The organism is Kitasatospora sp. MAA19 (assembly GCF_029894125.1).
In the GTDB taxonomy this organism is placed as follows: domain Bacteria; phylum Actinomycetota; class Actinomycetes; order Streptomycetales; family Streptomycetaceae; genus Kitasatospora.
Map to the genome: position 1 here is coordinate 201,712 of NZ_JARXYZ010000013.1, position 15,880 is coordinate 217,591.

At 77.3% G+C, this 15,880-nt stretch carries 8 protein-coding genes; 2 read left to right on the forward strand and 6 right to left on the reverse strand.

The annotated features are described in order from the left end of the window. Positions 1 to 235 precede the first annotated feature (235 nt). Entirely contained in the window at positions 236 to 3,127 is a 2,892-nt protein-coding gene (locus P3T27_RS21560; protein WP_280680810.1) for a BTAD domain-containing putative transcriptional regulator, read from the reverse strand. Positions 3,128 to 3,403: 276 nt separating this feature from the next. Here P3T27_RS21560 and P3T27_RS21565 point away from each other — a divergent pair, with 276 nt between their 5' ends. Beyond that, entirely contained in the window at positions 3,404 to 6,223 is a 2,820-nt protein-coding gene (locus P3T27_RS21565) for an AfsR/SARP family transcriptional regulator (RefSeq protein ID WP_280680812.1), read from the forward strand. Between the two features lie 53 nt (positions 6,224 to 6,276). On the opposite strand, the gene P3T27_RS21570 is transcribed toward P3T27_RS21565, so the two are convergent. Further along, positions 6,277 to 6,960, reverse strand: coding sequence for a sigma-70 family RNA polymerase sigma factor (locus tag P3T27_RS21570; RefSeq protein ID WP_280680814.1), 684 nt, complete (start codon positions 6,958 to 6,960; stop codon positions 6,277 to 6,279). Positions 6,961 to 7,149: 189 nt separating this feature from the next. Beyond that, positions 7,150 to 7,500, reverse strand: a complete 351-nt coding sequence (locus tag P3T27_RS21575; RefSeq protein WP_280680815.1) for a hypothetical protein — start codon at positions 7,498 to 7,500, stop codon at positions 7,150 to 7,152. Between the two features lie 553 nt (positions 7,501 to 8,053). Between P3T27_RS21575 and P3T27_RS21580 the strand changes: the two genes are divergently transcribed. Next, on the forward strand, positions 8,054 to 9,289 hold the full coding sequence (locus P3T27_RS21580; protein ID WP_280680817.1) for a MinD/ParA family protein: 1,236 nt from the start codon (positions 8,054 to 8,056) through the stop codon (positions 9,287 to 9,289). Between the two features lie 302 nt (positions 9,290 to 9,591). On the opposite strand, the gene P3T27_RS21585 is transcribed toward P3T27_RS21580, so the two are convergent. The 3 genes from P3T27_RS21585 to P3T27_RS21595 form a co-directional block, all read right to left on the reverse strand. Then, positions 9,592 to 10,869, reverse strand: a complete 1,278-nt coding sequence (locus P3T27_RS21585) for a S8 family serine peptidase (protein WP_280680819.1) — start codon at positions 10,867 to 10,869, stop codon at positions 9,592 to 9,594. Continuing rightward, positions 10,866 to 14,297 carry a right-handed parallel beta-helix repeat-containing protein gene (locus P3T27_RS21590; protein WP_280680821.1) on the reverse strand — a complete coding sequence of 1,144 codons (3,432 nt, stop codon included), beginning with the start codon at positions 14,295 to 14,297 and terminating at the stop codon, positions 10,866 to 10,868. The genes P3T27_RS21585 and P3T27_RS21590 overlap by 4 nt, the downstream gene beginning before the upstream one ends. Before the next feature lie 76 nt (positions 14,298 to 14,373). Beyond that, entirely contained in the window at positions 14,374 to 15,855 is a 1,482-nt protein-coding gene (locus P3T27_RS21595) for a hypothetical protein (RefSeq protein ID WP_280680823.1), read from the reverse strand. Positions 15,856 to 15,880 lie beyond the last annotated feature (25 nt).

Consider the following 15,880-nt stretch of genomic DNA (forward strand, 5'->3'; position numbering starts at 1 on the left):
ACCGACCGTCCCAGGCAGAAGTATGCCCGGGCAGAAGTATGCCTCGGGTCCGATCCGTCCACCGCATCGAGGGACCAGCTCAGGCGGCGGGTGCGCCGGTCGGGCCGCGGCGGGCGGCGGGCCGGCGGGATGGTTCCGCGCACTGGTTCTGCCCATAGTTCTGCCTGTGGTCGTGCCGATCGGCGGGGGCGGAAGCGGCGGCAGCGGTGGGCGCGGAGGTGGCGGCCCGGCACGGTCAGCGCTCCCCCGCCGCCAGCGCCCGGGCCTGCCGTCTGGCCGCGGCGCCCTCGGTGGTGCGGCCCAGCTCGCAGAGCAGGTCGGCCAGCAGGCCGTGGGTGCGGGACTCCAGCCCGCTGTCGCCGACCGTCCGGCCGAGCGCGACGGCGAGTCGGGCCGAGGAGAGGGCGGCGTCGCGGCGGCCGAGGGCGTGCAGCGCGCGGGCCCGGCTCTGGGTGGCGAGGACGGCCTCGGCGCCGCCGGAGCGGCTGGTGGCGACCCGGACGGCCTCGTCGGCGTGGACCAGGGCCGGCCCGGGGGAACCGGCCAGGACCAGGGCGTCGGCGAGGTCGGTGAGCGCCCGGACGAGCAGTTCGCCGACGGCCGGGGTACGGGCGGCGCTCACCAGGTCGGTGAGCAGTGGCAGCGCCTGGTCGTGGCGGCCGGCCCGCAGCAGCGCACCGGCCACCCGCCGGCGGCAGTGGTGGCGCAGCACCTGGTCGCCGGCCCGGTCCGCGGCGGCCACGGCCCGGTCCAGCTGCTGCACGGCGGTGCGGTAGGCCGCGCGGTCGACGTGCAGGACGGCGAGGTCGGTGGCCAGCCGGGCGACGGCCGTCTGGTCCGCGCAGGCGTGGGCGGCGCGCAGCCCGGCCTCGGTGACGGCCCGCCAGTGGGTCCGGTCGTGGCCGGTGGTCTCGTACAGCAGGCCGATCCGGTGGGCGAGTTGCCAGGATTCGGCGGTCCGGCCGAACTGCTCGGCGCAGACCACCACGGCGCGCAGGGCGCTCTCCTCGCGGCGGAACCAGGAGGCCGCCTCCACCGAGGCCGCGCGGCCGGCGGCGGACCGGGCGGCAGTGGTCCAGCCGCCGGTGGTCCAGGCGGCGGTGACCGCGAGGTAGTGGGCGATCAGCCGGTCGAGGGCGACGAAGCGGTCGTCGCAGGTGAGTTCGGCGGCCTGCCGGGCGGCGTAGCGCCGGACCAGATCGCGCCGGGCGTAGCGGCCGGGGGTGGTCTCCTCCAGCAGGTGGACGGCGTCGAGGCGGGTCAGCAGGGTGCGGGTGATGGCGGGCGGCAGGTCGGCGAGCGCGGCGGCGGTGGCGGTGTCGATCACCGCGCCGGGGTGCAGGCCGAGCAGGGTGAACAGCCGGGCCGGGGCGGGCGGGAGCGTGCGGTACGTGTGGTCCAGCGCGGTGGTGACGCCGAGTGGGCCGCGGCCGGTCCCGGCCAGGGCGGCGAGGCCGGTCTGCTCGTCGGCGAGTTCCGCGGCGAGGTCGCCCAGGGACCAGCCGGGACGGGCGGCCAGCCGGGCGGCGGCCAGGCGCAGGGCGAGCGGCAGGTGGTCGCAGGCGGCGGCGAGTTCGGCGGCCGCCTCCGGTTCGGCGGCGACCCGGGCCGGGCCGAGGGTCCGGGCGAGCAGTTCGGCCGCGTCCCCGGGGGTGAGCGCGTCCAGCGGGAGCGGGATGCCGCCCTCACGGACCAGCAGGTCGCGCAGCCGGCTGCGGCTGGTGACGACGGTGACGGGGGTGCCGGGGAGGCCGGGGGCGCCAGGGAGGCCGGGGGCGCCAGGGAGGCCGGGGGCGCCGGGGAGGCCGGGGGCGCCAGGGAGGCCGGGGGTGCCAGGGAGGCCGGGGGCGCCGGGGAGGCCGGGGGCGCCGTCCTCGGGCGGGCCGTCCCCCGGCGGGGGCGGGGCGGGCAGCAGCGGGGCGAGTTGCCCGTACGAGAGCGCGTCGTCCAGCACGATCAGCACCCGGCGCCCGGCCAGGAGCTCCCGGTAGCGCTGCTGCCGGTCCTCGGGCGAGGCGGGCACGGCGTCCGCGGCGTCGCCGAGGGCGCGCAGGAACCCGGCCAGCACCTCGGCGGGTTCGCGGGGCCCGGCCGGGTCGAAGCCGCGCAGGTCGGCGTACAGGACGCCGTCCGGGAAGTGCTCGGCGCAGCGCTCCGCCCAGTGCCGGACGAGGCTGGTCTTGCCGGCTCCGGCCGCTCCGGTGACCAGGATCGGGTGGCCGCTCCGGGCGGCGGCCAGAGCCTCGTCCAGCCGGGCGAGGTCGGCCGACCGGCCGGTGAACCTGCGGTCCGGCGAACCGAGTTGTGGCGAACCCAGATGCGATCCGAGGTGCGACGAGCCGAGGTGCGAGGCCCCGGACGGGCCCGGCCGCCCGGGGCCGTCCGCCGGCGGTTCGCCGGCGCGGCGCAGCTCCGGGCCGGGCGGGCCGGAGAGCCGGGCCACCACCCGGTCGTACCAGGCCGCCGCCTCCTCGCGGCGGCCGGCCTGGTCGAGGCAGCGGACCAGCCGGGCGGCCAGCGTCTGCCGGGTCGGGTGGGCGGCCGCCGCCTCGGCCAGCTCGGCGGCCAGCTCGCCGCCGCGGCCGGCTCCGAGCAGGCCCTCGGCGAGCCGGTCCAGGGCGCGCAGCCGCAGATCGGTGACGTGCGGCAGGGTGCGCTCGCGCAGCAGGGCGGAGCCGCAGTCGACGAGGACGGGGCCGCGGAACAGGTCCAGGGCGGCGCGCAGCAGGGGCACGGCCGGGTCGTCCGGGTCCGGCTCCGCCTGCCCGGGCGGCGGGGGCGGAGCGGGCAGCAACACGCCCGCCTGGTCGCAGAGGCGGCGGAAGTGCAGCAGGTCGACCCGGTCGGGTGCGCCGACCAGCAGGTAGCCGGCGCCGCGGGTGTCCAGGGAGAGGCCGGGGTCGTCCAGGAGCTGGCGCAGCGCCGCGACGTGCCCCTGGAGTGCGGCGCGGGCGGTGGGGGGCGCGTCGCCGTCCCAGACCAGTTCGATCAGTTCGTCGGTGGCGACGGTCTGGTTGAGCCGGATGGCGAGGGTGCTGAGCAGCGCACGGCGTTTGGGAGCCGAGGGTGTGACCGTCGTCCCGTCGTCCCGTCGTACGGCGACCGGCCCGAGCAGGTCGATGTGCATGCGGCCCTCTCCTCCCCTGTCGCCGACCCGATCCGCCGCCGGCGAGAACCGCCGGCGACTTCCCGGCGTCGTCCGAGGATAGGCCTGGTCCGGCCGGGTGCCCGCAGCCGGATGGGGTCCCCGGCCGGTGCCGCCACCCGGCGGCGCCCGCCGGGGTGGGCGTTCTGGCGCGAACAGGACACTTCCGGGCACTACACTGCTCCACCCCGGGGAACGCCCCGGACATCGTGGGGCGGGGGGACGCCCTGGACATCGTGGGGTCATGTGGGGGTATTGGTGCGGATTCGGCTCCTCGGCCCGGTGGAGCTGCAGGCCGGGACGGACGGCTTCGCCTCGCTCCCCGGGGCGCAGCGGCGGGCGATCCTGGCGCTGCTCGCGTTGCGGCTGGGCCGGGTGGTCGGGGTCGACGGCTTCTGCGAACTGCTGTGGGGCGAGCGGCCGCCGGCCAGCGCCCGGGCCGCCCTGCAGGGGCACGTGGCCGCGCTGCGCAAGGCGATCGCCGGCACGCCGTTCGTGCTGCACACCCGGTCGTCCGGCTACCTGCTGGCCGGTCCGGCCGAGGAGGTGGACGCGCTGCGCTTCGACGCGCTGACCGCCCGGGCCGCCGGGCGGGCCGGGCTCGGCAACCGCGCGGCGGACGCGGAGGCGATCGCGCTGCTGGAGCAGGCGTTGCGACTGTGGCGCGGCGAGGCCCTGGCCGATCTGCCCGACACCCCCATGCGCGCGGCCGTGGTCGACCAGCTCGGCGAGGCCCGCACCGCCGCGGTGCTCAGCTGGGCCGGGCTGCGGCTGCGTCAGGGCAGTGGGGCGGCGGCGGTGCCGACCCTGGAGCAGAGCGTGCGGACCGACGGGCTGCGCGAGGAGCTGGTGGCGCTGCTGATGCGCTGTCTGCACCAGGCCGGACGGCCGGCGGACGCGCTGTCCGCCTACCACCAGGCCCGGGTGCGGCTGGACCGCGAGCTGGGGATCCGGCCCGGCCCGGCCCTGCAGGCGGCCCTCGCCGAGGTGCTGTCCGGGGACGGCGCCGAGGCGCCGGTGGCGGGCCGCCCGGCGGGCCCTCCGGCGGCCCCGCGGGTGCCCCGTCAGCTCCCGCGCCGCCCGGTCGACTTCGTCGGACGGGAGCCCGAGGGCCGCTGGCTGGACCGCGAGTGCGGCCCGGAGCGCGCCGGTGACGGCCTGGCACTGGTGGTCGGCCCGGCCGGGGCCGGGAAGAGCGCGTTGGTCACCGCCTGGGCGCACCGCTGCGCCCCGCACTTCCCGGACGGGCAGCTGTTCGCCGACCTGCGGGGCCTCGACCCGGCCGGCCCGGCGGACCCGGAGGCCGCCCTCGGCGGCTTCCTGCGGGCGCTCGGGGTCTCCGAGGCCGCCGTGCCCGCGGACCGGGACGGACGGGCCGCGCTCTACCGCGACCGGACCAGGGGGCGGCGCGTGCTGGTGGTCCTGGACGACGCCGCCGACGCCGACCAGGTCGCCGACCTGCTGCCGCAGGGGCCCGGCTGCGCCGCCGTGGTGACCAGCCGCGGCTCGCTGGAGGGGCTGGTGGCCGCCGACGGCGCCGCCCTGCTGCGGCTGACCCCGCTGCCGGGGGCCGACGCCGTACGGCTGCTGGAGCGCGCGCTCACCCCCGACCGGCTGCGGGCCGAACCGGCCGCCGCCACCGAACTGGCCGGGCTCTGCGACCACCTGCCGCTGGCCCTGCGGATCGCCGCCGCCCGGCTGGCCACCCGGCCGGACTGGACGATCGCCGACCTGGTCGCCGAACTCGCCGACGAGCAGACCAGGCTGCCCGTCCTGGACGCCGACGGCACGACCGGCGTCAGCACCGAGCTGCTCCTGACATATCGCCGGCTCTCCCCCGGCGCCGCCGAGTTGCTCACCCTCCTCGCCGTCCACCCGGGCCGGGAGATCGACACGCTGACCAGCGCCGCGTTGCTCGGCTCCGATCCGGCCACCGCCCGCCAGGCGCTCGGCGAACTCGCCGCCCACCACCTGCTCACCGGCGCCGCCCCCGGGCGCTACGGCCGCGCCGAGCTGGTCCGGCTGTTCAGCGCCGGGCTGCTCGCCGAGCAGCCCGAACCGCGCCGGCGCCTCGCCCGGGAACGGCTGCTGGACTACTACCAGGCGGCGCTGTCGTACGGCGGCGAGCTCATCGAACCCGGCCAGGTCGGCTTCGGCACGCCGGCCCACCCGCCGAGGGCCCTGCCGCCGGCCGGCGGCATCCGCAGCGCGCTGGAGTGGTTCCACGCCGAGGAGCCCGCGATCCGGGCGCTGATCACCGCCGCCACCACCGACCCGGGGCGGGTCTGGCGGCTGGCTCTGGCCGCCAGCCCGCTCTACTACGGCTCCAGCCGGTTCACCGCCTGGCTGACCTGTCTGCGCGCGGGTGAGAAGGCGGCCGAGTGGTGCGGCGAGCAGCCGGCCACCGCCCAGCTGCACGGCGCCCGGGCGAACGCCCTGCTCGGGCTGGAACGCCGTCAGGAGGCGGCCGAGGCGGCGCGCCGGGCGGTGGCCGGCAGCGAGTCCGCACCCGGGCCCGAGGGCCGCTCGGTGCACGCCCGCTCGCTCGCCACCCAGGCGCTGATCACCGCGATGCTGGGCAGCGCGACCGAGGCCGCCCGGCTGGCGTCCGGCGCGGCCGCGCTGGCCGTGGAGACCGGCGACCCCGGACGGCTGGCCGTCGCGCTGGTCCACCACGGCTGGGTGAGCCTGCTGGCCGGGGACCGGCAGGGCGCGCTACGGCAGGCCCGCGAGGCCCGGGAGCTGCTGCCCGCCCGCCCGGTCACCTCGATCCACCTGTGGTCGATGCTGACCGAGGCGCACGCCCTGCCCCCGTACGGGCGGGGCGAGACCGCCGACCTGGCCTGGCACCGGCTGCTGGCCGGCTGCGAGGAGGCCGGCCTGCTCTACCTGCAGGCGATCGCCGAACACTCCCACGCCTCCTACCTGCTGAGCCGGGGCCGCGAACCGGAGGCGCTCGACCGGCTGCGCTCGGCGCTGGAGCGCTTCCAGAGCCACGATCGGCTGGCCGGGGTGCAGAGCGAGTTCACCTCCAGCCTGGAGGAGTCGCTGAACTCGCGTCCGGCCCGGCGGCCCTGACCGGTCACCGGTCACCGGCAGTCGGTCGTCGGGCACCCCTCACCAGGAGCCGGTCACCGCGAGGCGGTGGCGCCGGAGCGGTCGAGCGCGGCCGCCTGGCCGCGGTCGGCCGGGCCGTAACCGTGCTCCGCCGCGAGGACCGGGCGCAGCGCCCGGATCGCGTAGAAGTTGCGGGACTTGACCGTCCCCGGCGGCACTCCGAGCCGGGCCGCCGCCTCCAGCACCGAGTGGTCCCGCAGGTGCAGTTCGACCAGCACCTCGCGGTGGTGCTTCTGCACCCGGCGAAGGGCCAGCGCGATGTCCCGGGCGGCGACCACCTGCTCGTACGGGTCCTCGTTGAGCGGGCGGTCCTCCATCGGCTCGCCGATCATCTCCTTGGCACGGGCGGCGGCCATCCGGTGGTGGTCGATCGCGATCCGCCGGGCCACCGTGAACAGCCAGGGGCGGCTCTGCTCGGCACCGGCGGCCAGCGCCGCGGGGTTCTGCCAGGCGCGCAGCAGGGTCTCCTGCAGGATGTCCTCGGCCTTGCCCCGGTCGCCGTGGGTGGCGCGCAGCAGCGCACGCAGCAGGTAGCCGCCGTGCAGCCGGTAGATCTCGGCGAGGGTCTCCGGGTCGAGGGTCGGCCGGGCCGACTGCGGTGTGCGTTGCGCGGGAACGACAGCCGTGGTGGCCGACGGGTCCGTGCCGGCGGGCGGCTGGGCGACGGACGTGGGCTGGGCGACGGGCTGCTTCGACACGCGCGACCTCTCAGATCGGGCAAGGGCAGGGCGACACACCGACCGGACGTCCCCGGCGGCTACGAACAGCAGCCTGCCCGCGGCCGCCAAGGCCGCGCCAACGATCCGCCAACGCCCCGGCCCCGCACGGCCGGGCCGCCGCCGACGGCACCGCTCAGGTGCCCGCCCAGATGCCCCCCAGGTGTCCGCTCAGGCCTCGTTGAGCACCCGCACCAGCTCCTGGACCCCCTCCTCGCCCCGGTGCTCGATCAGCACCGCGACCCAGGCCGCCAGCCGTTCCCGCTCCGCCGGCGACCAGCCCGGCGCCGAGGGGTGCTCGTCGACCACCAGCGCCGCCGCCAGCTCCTGCAGCCCGGGTGCGGGCTCCGTTCTCCACCGCTCGGTCGGCAACGCCCGCAGGGCGAGCCGCCGGGCGACGGTGATCACCTCCTCCGCCGCGCCCTCGGGCACCGCCAGCACGGGCGGCCCGGGCCGGCTCGGCTCCTCCTGCCGCACCAGCGCCGCGACCACCTCGCGCATGTCCGGCCCGTCCGGATCCATCGTGTCCCTCCCCCTGTCCCGTCGCACGGGACTCACACCGGTTCCTCCTGGGTGGTGGCACTTGACGCGCGCCGAGTGCCATCGGAAGACGGTATCTACTGACAGCCGGTCCAGTAGAGGGTTTTCCGGTACGGCCGGGCGGCTGTCGCCCGTCCACCGGTACGGTCGGCGATGAGGTCCGCGCCCGGGCTCTGGCTAGCCCATCGTCCGATGGCCGGCGGGCCAGGCCGTGCGGACGGCGCGGTGCGGGGTGGTGCGCAAGAGGTCCTCCAAGCGTGGCGGGAGACGCGATGCGCGCCCTGCCCCGCTCAACGGTCCCTCCACCGCAAGCGGTTCACCCGGGCCCGGCGACGACGGCGAGCGCATCGGAACGGGCCCGCCGCACGGAGTCCGGGGCGCAACCGGGCACGTGAGCCGGCCGTCTCACGCCCCGTTGAACGGTGCTCCCCGCCCTGCCCGTTGAACCGATCGGACGGCCCGTACGCGGCCGGCGTGGGAAACGCCGGAATCCGGTGTACCGAGCAGGGCCGACGCGGCGACAGGAGGCGGACACATGGCGGCCGACCGCACGCACACCGGGCGGGTGCACCGTCTGACGCAGGGCCCGGACTGGGACCTCGCCCCCGACTACAGCCCCCTCGCCCCACCGGCCGGGCCCCCCGCCGGACCGGACTGGCGCCGGCCGCTGGACACCCTCGGGACGGTCCTGGTACCCCCGCAGGCTCGACCGGCCCCGGCCGAGCCGCCCACGGAGCTGCTCCCCCAGGTCCCCCAGGTCCCCCAAGTCCCCCAGGTCCCCCAAGTCCCCCAGGTCCCCGAATTCGCCCTGCCGCCCCGGACCACCCCGTTCCCCCCGCCGCCGCCCCCGGCCCCGCAGCCGGCTCCCGTCGCACGACGCGGCCGCCGGGCACTGGCCCTCACGGCCGGCCTCGGCCTCGGCCGGGGCGAGCGGGAACGGGAGCGGGAGCGGCTGACGGCGACCATCCGCACCCCGCTGCACCGCTCCTTCCGGATCGCGGTCGTCGGCCTCAAGGGCGGGGTCGGCAAGACCTCGACGACCCTGGCGCTCGGCTCCGTCCTCGCCGAGGCCCGCGCCGACAAGGTCGTCGCCATCGACGCCAACCCGGACACCGGCACCCTCAGCATGCGGGTGCACCAGGAGACCCGGGCCACCGTCCACGACCTGCTCGCCGCCGAGGCCACCATCACCGGCTACATGGACGTCCGCCGCTTCACCTCGCTCACCCCCAGCGGGCTGGAAATCCTGGCCAACGACGCGGACCCGGCGATCGCCAACAGCTTCAGCGGCGAGCACTACCGGCGGCTGGTCGACCTGCTGAGCCGGCAGTACCCGATCATCCTCAGCGACTGCGGCACCGGCCTGCTGCACAGCTCCATGCGTGCCGTCCTCAACCTCGCCGACCAGTTGGTCATCACCGCCACCACCAGCGTCGACGGCGCGAGCAGCGCCGACGCGACCCTGGAGTGGCTGTACACCAACGGCTACGGCTCGCTGGCACAGCGCAGCGTGACCCTGATCTCCAGCGTCCGGAGCAACGGCCGGACGATCCGGGTCGAGGAACTCGTCGCCCACTTCGAGAGCCGCTGCCGCGGCGTCGTGGTCCTCCCCTTCGACGAACACCTGGCCCTGGGCGGCGAGTTCACCCCGGAGAAGCTCCGCCCCAAGACCCGCCGCGCCTACCTCGACCTCACCGCCCTGGTCGCCGAGGGCATGCACTTCGCCCCGCCCGCCACCGGCCCCCACGCCGCCGCCGCGCCCACCTGGTAGCCCGACAGGCCCCGTGCGGGACGCCACCGGATCGGCCGCCCGAACAGCACGGCGGGTGGCTTGACCAGGCCGGACGGAGAAGCCCGCCGGCCTGGCAACGCCGGGGCCCAGCAGCCGCGGGAAAGGCCGGGGCCGCGCGCAGGATGGCGTCTGACGACCGACTCGGGCGCCGGTCATCGCCGGAGCTGCGGGCTGTCGCACCGGCTCTCCGGCGACGCCCCGCACGCTGCTCGGCGACGGTCCGCGCGGGACGGCCGGCCCTCGCCGGCCACGGGACCCGGGGCGCCGCGCACGGCGCCCCGTCAGGCCGACCAGCGGCCGGGCCGCCAGGCGCGCCGGCGGCCTGCGGTGCACATCAGGGCGGCGCCGACGATCAGGGTGACGCCCGCGACGGTGCCGCCGGCGATCAGGGCGGCCTGGTGGGGGGCCGGGTCCGGCGGCGGGGCCTGGACCAGGGACACCGTCAGGGCCGGCCTGGGGGTGGCCGTGGCGTCACCGGGCAGGGGGGTGCTGAGGGCGGCGAGGGGGTCGACGGTCCCGTAGCCGAGGTGCGGGTCGGGCAGGGCGGTGCCGGGGTGGTAGGCGGTGGCCCGGAGGCGATCGGCGAGGCGGGCCGGGGTGAGGTCGGGCCGGTAGGCGAGGGCCAGGGCGGCGGTGCCGGCCACCAGGGCGGTGGCGAAGCTGGGCCCGGCGCCGGTGAAGTAGCCCTTGCCACCGGGCCCGACGCTCAGCACCGCGTCGCCCGGGGCCGCCAGGTCGACCCGGACGGCGTCCGCCGCGCCGCTGGGCGGGGCGCCGTTGGGGGCCAGGTCGGAGACCGCCAGGACGTCCGGGAGGGCGGCCGGGTAGGCCGCGGCAGGCGGCGCGGACGGGGCGGACGGGGAGGTGCCGCCCTGGTCGGGGGCGGCCGGGGCGATCACCAGGGCGCCCTTGCCGGTGGCGTAGCGGACGGCGTCGCCCAGTTCGGCCTCGCCGGTCGGCAGCGCGAGACCGACCGCGATGACCCGGGCACCGCCGTCGGCCGCGTCCCGGACGCCCTTGGCCAGCAGGGCCGGGGTGGTGATCCCCGCGTCGTCGGTGACGGCCACGGCGAGGATCCGTGCCTCGGGGGCGATGCCGGCGAAGCCGACGCCGTCCTGGCGCCGGGCGGCGATGAGTCCGGCGAGGAAGGTGCCGTGGCCGACGCAGTCGCGGGTGGAGTCGCCGGTGCCGAACTCGCGCGGCCCGGGGGTGAGGCGGCCGTCCAGGACCCCGGATGCCGGGTCGACCCCGGAGCCGACCACGGCGACGGTCACCCCGGCGCCGCGGCTGAGCTGCCAGGCGGCCTCGGGGCGCAGGTAGGTCTGCGCCCACGGGGTCCGGTCGGTGCCCTTGTCCGAGGGCTTGAGGCAGCCGTCCGGCCGGCCGGCGCCCCGGTTCTGGCCGATCACGGGGAGCGCCGCCGGGTCGGCGCCGCCGGGTGTCGGGGTCGCCGTGCCGGGTGTCGGCGCGGCCCAGGCGGGGGCGGCCGGGAGCAGCAGGGCGCCGCAGCAGAGCACGGCGGCGGCGGCCCGGACCGAGCGGCCCGGCACGCCGGTCACACCGCGCTCCCCTGCGGCAGCCCGGGGATGTCCTGGGGCAGCAGCAGGCTGAGTTCGGACAGGTCGCCGACGTCGAACCGGGCGAGGCGCCCGGCCTGCCGGGTGACCATCGCCTCCAGCGTCTGCCGGGCGAAGCGGCCGTTGCCGAAGTTGCGGTCCCGGGGGACGAGCGCGCACAACTCGCCGAGGGCTGCCAGGGTCTCGGGGGCGCAGACGTAGCCGGCCTCCTCCGCCTGGAGGCGCACGATGGTGACGAGTTCGTCCGCGCTGTAGTGGTCGAAGGCGATCTGCTGGGAGAAGCGGGAGGCCAGGCCCGGGTTGGAGCTCAGGAAGCCCTGCATCTCCTCCTGGTAGCCGGCCACGATCACCACGACCTCGTCGCGGTGGTCCTCCATGAGCTTCATCAGGGTGTCGACCGCCTCCTGGCCGAAGTCGCCGCCGGCGGCGCCGCCGCGCGGGGTGAGGGTGTACGCCTCGTCGATGAACAGCACGCCGCCCCGGGCGCGTTCGAAGGCGTCCCGGGTGAGCTGGGCGGTGTGTCCGATGTAGCGGCCGACCAGGTCGGCCCGGGCGGTCTCGACCAGCTGGCCGCGCGGCAGCACGCCCAGTTCGGCGAGCAGCGCCCCGTAGAGCCGGGCGACGGTGGTCTTGCCGGTGCCGGGCGGCCCGGCGAAGACCAGGTGGTGGCTGATCCGGGCGGTGGGCAGGCCGGCCTCCTCGCGGCGGCGGGCCTGGGTGATCAGATTGACCAGGTTCTCGACCTGTTCCTTGGCGGCGGACAGGCCGACCATCGCCCGCAGCTGGTCGAGCAGGTCGCTGCCGCGTTCGGCGCCCGGTCCGCCCGACCCGGCCGAGCGGGCCGCGCCGGCGAGTTCCTCGCCGAGGTCCTCCGGCAGCAGCTGGGCGAGGTCGGCGTCGGTGATGTCGGCCAGGACGGCCAGCCGGGACGCCTGACGGTCCACCATCTCCTCGAACACCTTGCGGGCGGCGCGGCCGTTGCCGAAGTCGGCGCCCTTGGGCATCCGGGTGAAGTGCGTGCCGAGCACCTCCCGGGTGGCGTCGGCGAGTTCGTAGCCGTGCCCGGCCGCGGCCCGCTCGACGATGGTGACCAGTTCCTCCGCCGAGTAGTTGCGGAAGTCCACGGTGCGGCTGAACCGGGAGGCCAGACCGGGGTTGGAGCCGAGGAAGGAGCGCATCTCGTCCGAGTACCCGGCGACGATCACCACCACGTCGTCGCGGTGGTCCTCCATCAGCTTGACCAGGGTGTCGATGGCCTCGCGGCCGAAGTCCGGCCCGGTGCCGCCGGATCCGGCGGACAGCGTGTACGCCTCGTCGATGAACAGCACGCCGCCCAGCGCCGACTGGAACACCTCGGTGGTCTTGATCGCCGTGCCGCCGACGATGGACGCCACCAGGTCGGCCCGGGCGACCTCGGTGAGGTGGCCGCTGCGCAGCACGCCGAGCTCGGCGAGGATCGCGCCGTAGAGGCGGGCGACGGTGGTCTTGCCGGTGCCGGGCGGGCCCGCGAAGATCAGGTGCCGGCCCATCGGCAGCGCCGGCATCCCGGCCCGTTCGCGGCGCCGGGCCAGCTTGTTGAGGTTGACCAGGGTGGCGACCTGCTCCTTGACCCCCTCCAGGCCGACCAGCGCCTGCAGGGCCGCCTGCGGGCCCTCGGGCTCGGGCGGCGGCAGGTCGTCCGGGCCCTCCGCCGTGGGCTCGGCGCCGTCGGCCTCAGGCGCGCCGGCCGGCCGGGCGGCCACCGGGCCGTCGTCGTCGGCGGCGGCGGTCGCGGTGCCGTGGCTGTCGGCCCGCCCGTTGTCCCGGCTGGTCAGGTTCTCCACCGAGAGCCGGTCGCTGGGCCTGGTCTGGCGCAGGCCCGAGCCGCGGTTGCCGGTGACGGTGCAGCCGGTGATCCGGATCGGCTCCTCGGATTCGGCGCGCAGCCCGTCCTGGGTATTACCGACCAGCTCGCAGCCGGTCAGGGCGGCCCGGCTGCCGGCGGCCAGCAGGACGCCGTGCCGGCGGTTGCCGTGGACCCGGGAGCGGGCCATGGTCAGCTCGCCGCCGTCCTCGACCACGATGCCGTCGGCGGTGCATTCGGCGATGTCGCAGTCGCGGAGCCCGGCGATGCCGCCGTAGCCGACCTCGACCCCGGCGACACCGGCCGCGTTCGGGGCTCCCTTGCCGGTCGCGGCGGTGCCGCGGACGGTGGTGCCGCCGACCTGGGTGTTGCCGCCGTCGGCGACCAGCAGGGCGGCCAGCCCGGTCGCGGCCAGCACCGAGGACTCCAGCCGCCCGCGCCCCTCCCGCAGCACCTCGACGCCGTGGCCGAGCACCTCGGCGACGTCCAGCCGGCGCAGCAGCGGGTTGGCCCCGTCGCGCACGCTGACTCCGGCGCCGGCCGCGCCGCGCACCTCCAGCCGGTCGAACTCGGCGGCGCTCTCCCCGACCAGTTCGACGCCCGCTCCGCCGCTGTCGCGCACGACGGTGCGGGTCAGCGCCGGGCTGGACGCCTCGTCCACCAGGATGCCGGCCAGTTCGGCGCCGACCACCTCGCACTCCTCGAAGGCACCCCGGGAGCGGTCGGTCACGTGGACGCCGTGGCCCTTGGTGCGCGCGGCCCGGAAGCGCCGCAGCACCGGGTCGGTGCCGCCGGCCAGGACGAGGCCGTGGCCGCGGGTGTCCTCGACCGCGCAGTCCTCCAGCAGCACCTGGGCGGCCGAGCTGAGGTAGACGCCGATCGGGGCGCTGCGGACGGAGGTGCGCAGCACCCGGGTGGTGCTCTGCTCCTCCAGCGCGATCCCCGGCTTGTCGGTGGCGGAGATCTCGCAGTCCTCGATCGAGCCGCGGCCCTCGCCGTTGGCGCACACCCCGTTGCCGCGGGCATCGCGCAGCACGCAGCCCCGGACCACGGGGTTGGCCCGCTCGCCGATCACCACGGCGGAGCTGCCGAGGTGTTCGATCACGCAGTCCTCGATCACGCTGGTGCCGGTGGAGGTCTCCACGATGCCGGCCCCGGCCGGGTTGACGACCCGGCAGCCGCGCATCGCCAGCGAGCCCTGCTGCCGGGTGAGCACGGCCGTCCAGGAGTTGCCCGCCACCTCGCAGTCCTCCAGGGCGGCCTGCCCGCGCGGGACGTCGACGGTGGGCAGTTCCTCGTCCTGCCCCTGGAGCACCAGCCCGGTCAGCTGGACGGCCTCGGCCACCACCTGGACCACCGCGCCCCGCCGGGGCGAGATCCGGACGCTGCCCCGGGCCTCCGCGGCGGTGATGGTCACCATCTTGGTGATCACCAGGTTCTCCTCGTAGCTGCCCGGGCGGACGCTGATCACCGTGCCGCTGCGGGCCGCCTCCAGCGCGGCGCCGATCGTGCGGTAGCCGCCGCCCTCGCGCTGCTCCGCACTGACCGTCAGCACATGGCGGGTCATGGCGCGTTCTCCTCCGTCGTTCGTGACTGTCGTGCGGTGGTGCGGGTCCGGCCGGGGGCCGGGTGGCGCAGGTCGGTCACCCGGTGCAGTTGGCCCGGATCGCGGACGCGGCGTGGTGGGCGTACGTCTTGGTGGGACCGTCCCAGTCCAGGCCGCGGTCGTGCAGCACCACGGCGATCTTGCCGCCGTTGAGCGGGAAGGTGCCCGCCGAGACCCACTGGCCCCGGCTGCCGACCTGGTTGACCGGGAAGGAACCGGACGCGGAGCCGCTCTGGACGGTGTAGAAGGACGGCGCCCCGCCGACCGCCTTGACGTCCCCGCTGTTCGGCACGTACACCGAGAGCTGGCAGCTGCCGGTGGTGACCGACCCGGTGTTGAACGTCCAGACCACCGAGTTGTCGTGGTCCTTGGCGTCGCCCGACATCGGCATCGAGTAGTAGCCGCCGCTGCAGCCGTCCCCCGCGTAGCCGCCGGAGTTGTTCCGCCAGCCCTCCTGCCCCTTGTCGAACCAGCCGCGTGCCTGGGCGCCCCCGCCGCTGCATCCCGGGCCGGCCACCCCGGCGTAGCTCGGCGGCGGGGGCGGGGCCGGCTGCGCGGCCTTGGCCGGGGGCTGGGCGGGGGGCGGCGCGGCCGGCTGCTGGGCGGCGGGCGGCTGCTGGGCGGCCGCCGGCGGCTGGGGCTGGGTCTGCGGGGCTCCGGCACCGGCACCGGCTCCGGCACCGGCTCCAGCGCCGCCACCACCACCGCCGCCCTGGCTGGCCGGCGCGCCGCCGGCGCTCTTGCTCGGGTCCGGCTTCCCACCGGTGGACGGCGCACCGCCGCCCGCCGGGACCCGGCCGGCGAACGGCACGGTCTGGCTGCCGCCGTCGCCCTGGTCCGGCACGGCACCGCCGGCGGCGGCCGCGCCGCCGGCCGCCGCCGCGGCAGCGTCACCGGCCGGCGGGCCGGCGACCGGCTGAGCGTTCGCCACCGGCTGCTCGCCCAGCGGGTTCCCGTGCGCGTCGGCACCCGGGACGAACCCGTTGCCGCCGTCCTGCTGCGTGTACCCGGCCGGCGGCGGACCGTCCGCACCGGACGGCCCCGGGTCGTCCCCGCCGAACTTCGAGATGCCCAACGGCACACCGACCAGTACCAGGCCCGCGATCACGGCCGCGGCCACCATCGGCCGGGAGATCCGGCGCGGTCCGCCGCCCTCCTCCTCGGCCGGCGCCGGGCCGGCGACCGCGGTCACGCCCGCGGGCGCCTCGGCGGCGGCCGCAGCGGTCGCGGCACCCGTGGCGGGCTTCGCACTCTCGACGGCCGGCGCCGCGCCGCTGGCGGACACCGCCGCGGGCTCCTCCTTCGCCGGCCCGGACTTGGCGGGCTCGGCCTTGGCAGGCTCGGCCTTCGCCGACTCCGCGTTCGCGGGCTCCGCCTTCTCAGGCTCCGCCTTCGCGGCCACCGCCGGGCGGGCCTCCAACTCCTCGGGCACGACCCACGCCACGGCGGGCAGCTCGATCCCGGCGCCCTCCGCCCCTTCCGTCCGGCTCCCCCGGCCGCTCCGGTCCTTGCCCACCATGGCCCCCTGGCCCTCGATGACGATG

What these genes read in the sequence shown, in the direction of transcription:
- P3T27_RS21560 (WP_280680810.1), bottom strand. Translation starts at nt 3,127, where the DNA reads ATGCACATCGACCTGCTCGGGCCGGTCGCCGTACGACGGGACGACGGG.
- P3T27_RS21575 (WP_280680815.1), bottom strand. Translation starts at nt 7,500, where the DNA reads ATGGATCCGGACGGGCCGGACATGCGCGAGGTGGTCGCGGCGCTGGTG.
- P3T27_RS21580 (WP_280680817.1), top strand. Translation starts at nt 8,054, where the DNA reads ATGGCGGCCGACCGCACGCACACCGGGCGGGTGCACCGTCTGACGCAG.
- P3T27_RS21590 (WP_280680821.1), bottom strand. Translation starts at nt 14,297, where the DNA reads ATGACCCGCCATGTGCTGACGGTCAGTGCGGAGCAGCGCGAGGGCGGC.
- P3T27_RS21595 (WP_280680823.1), bottom strand. Translation starts at nt 15,855, where the DNA reads ATGGTGGGCAAGGACCGGAGCGGCCGGGGGAGCCGGACGGAAGGGGCG.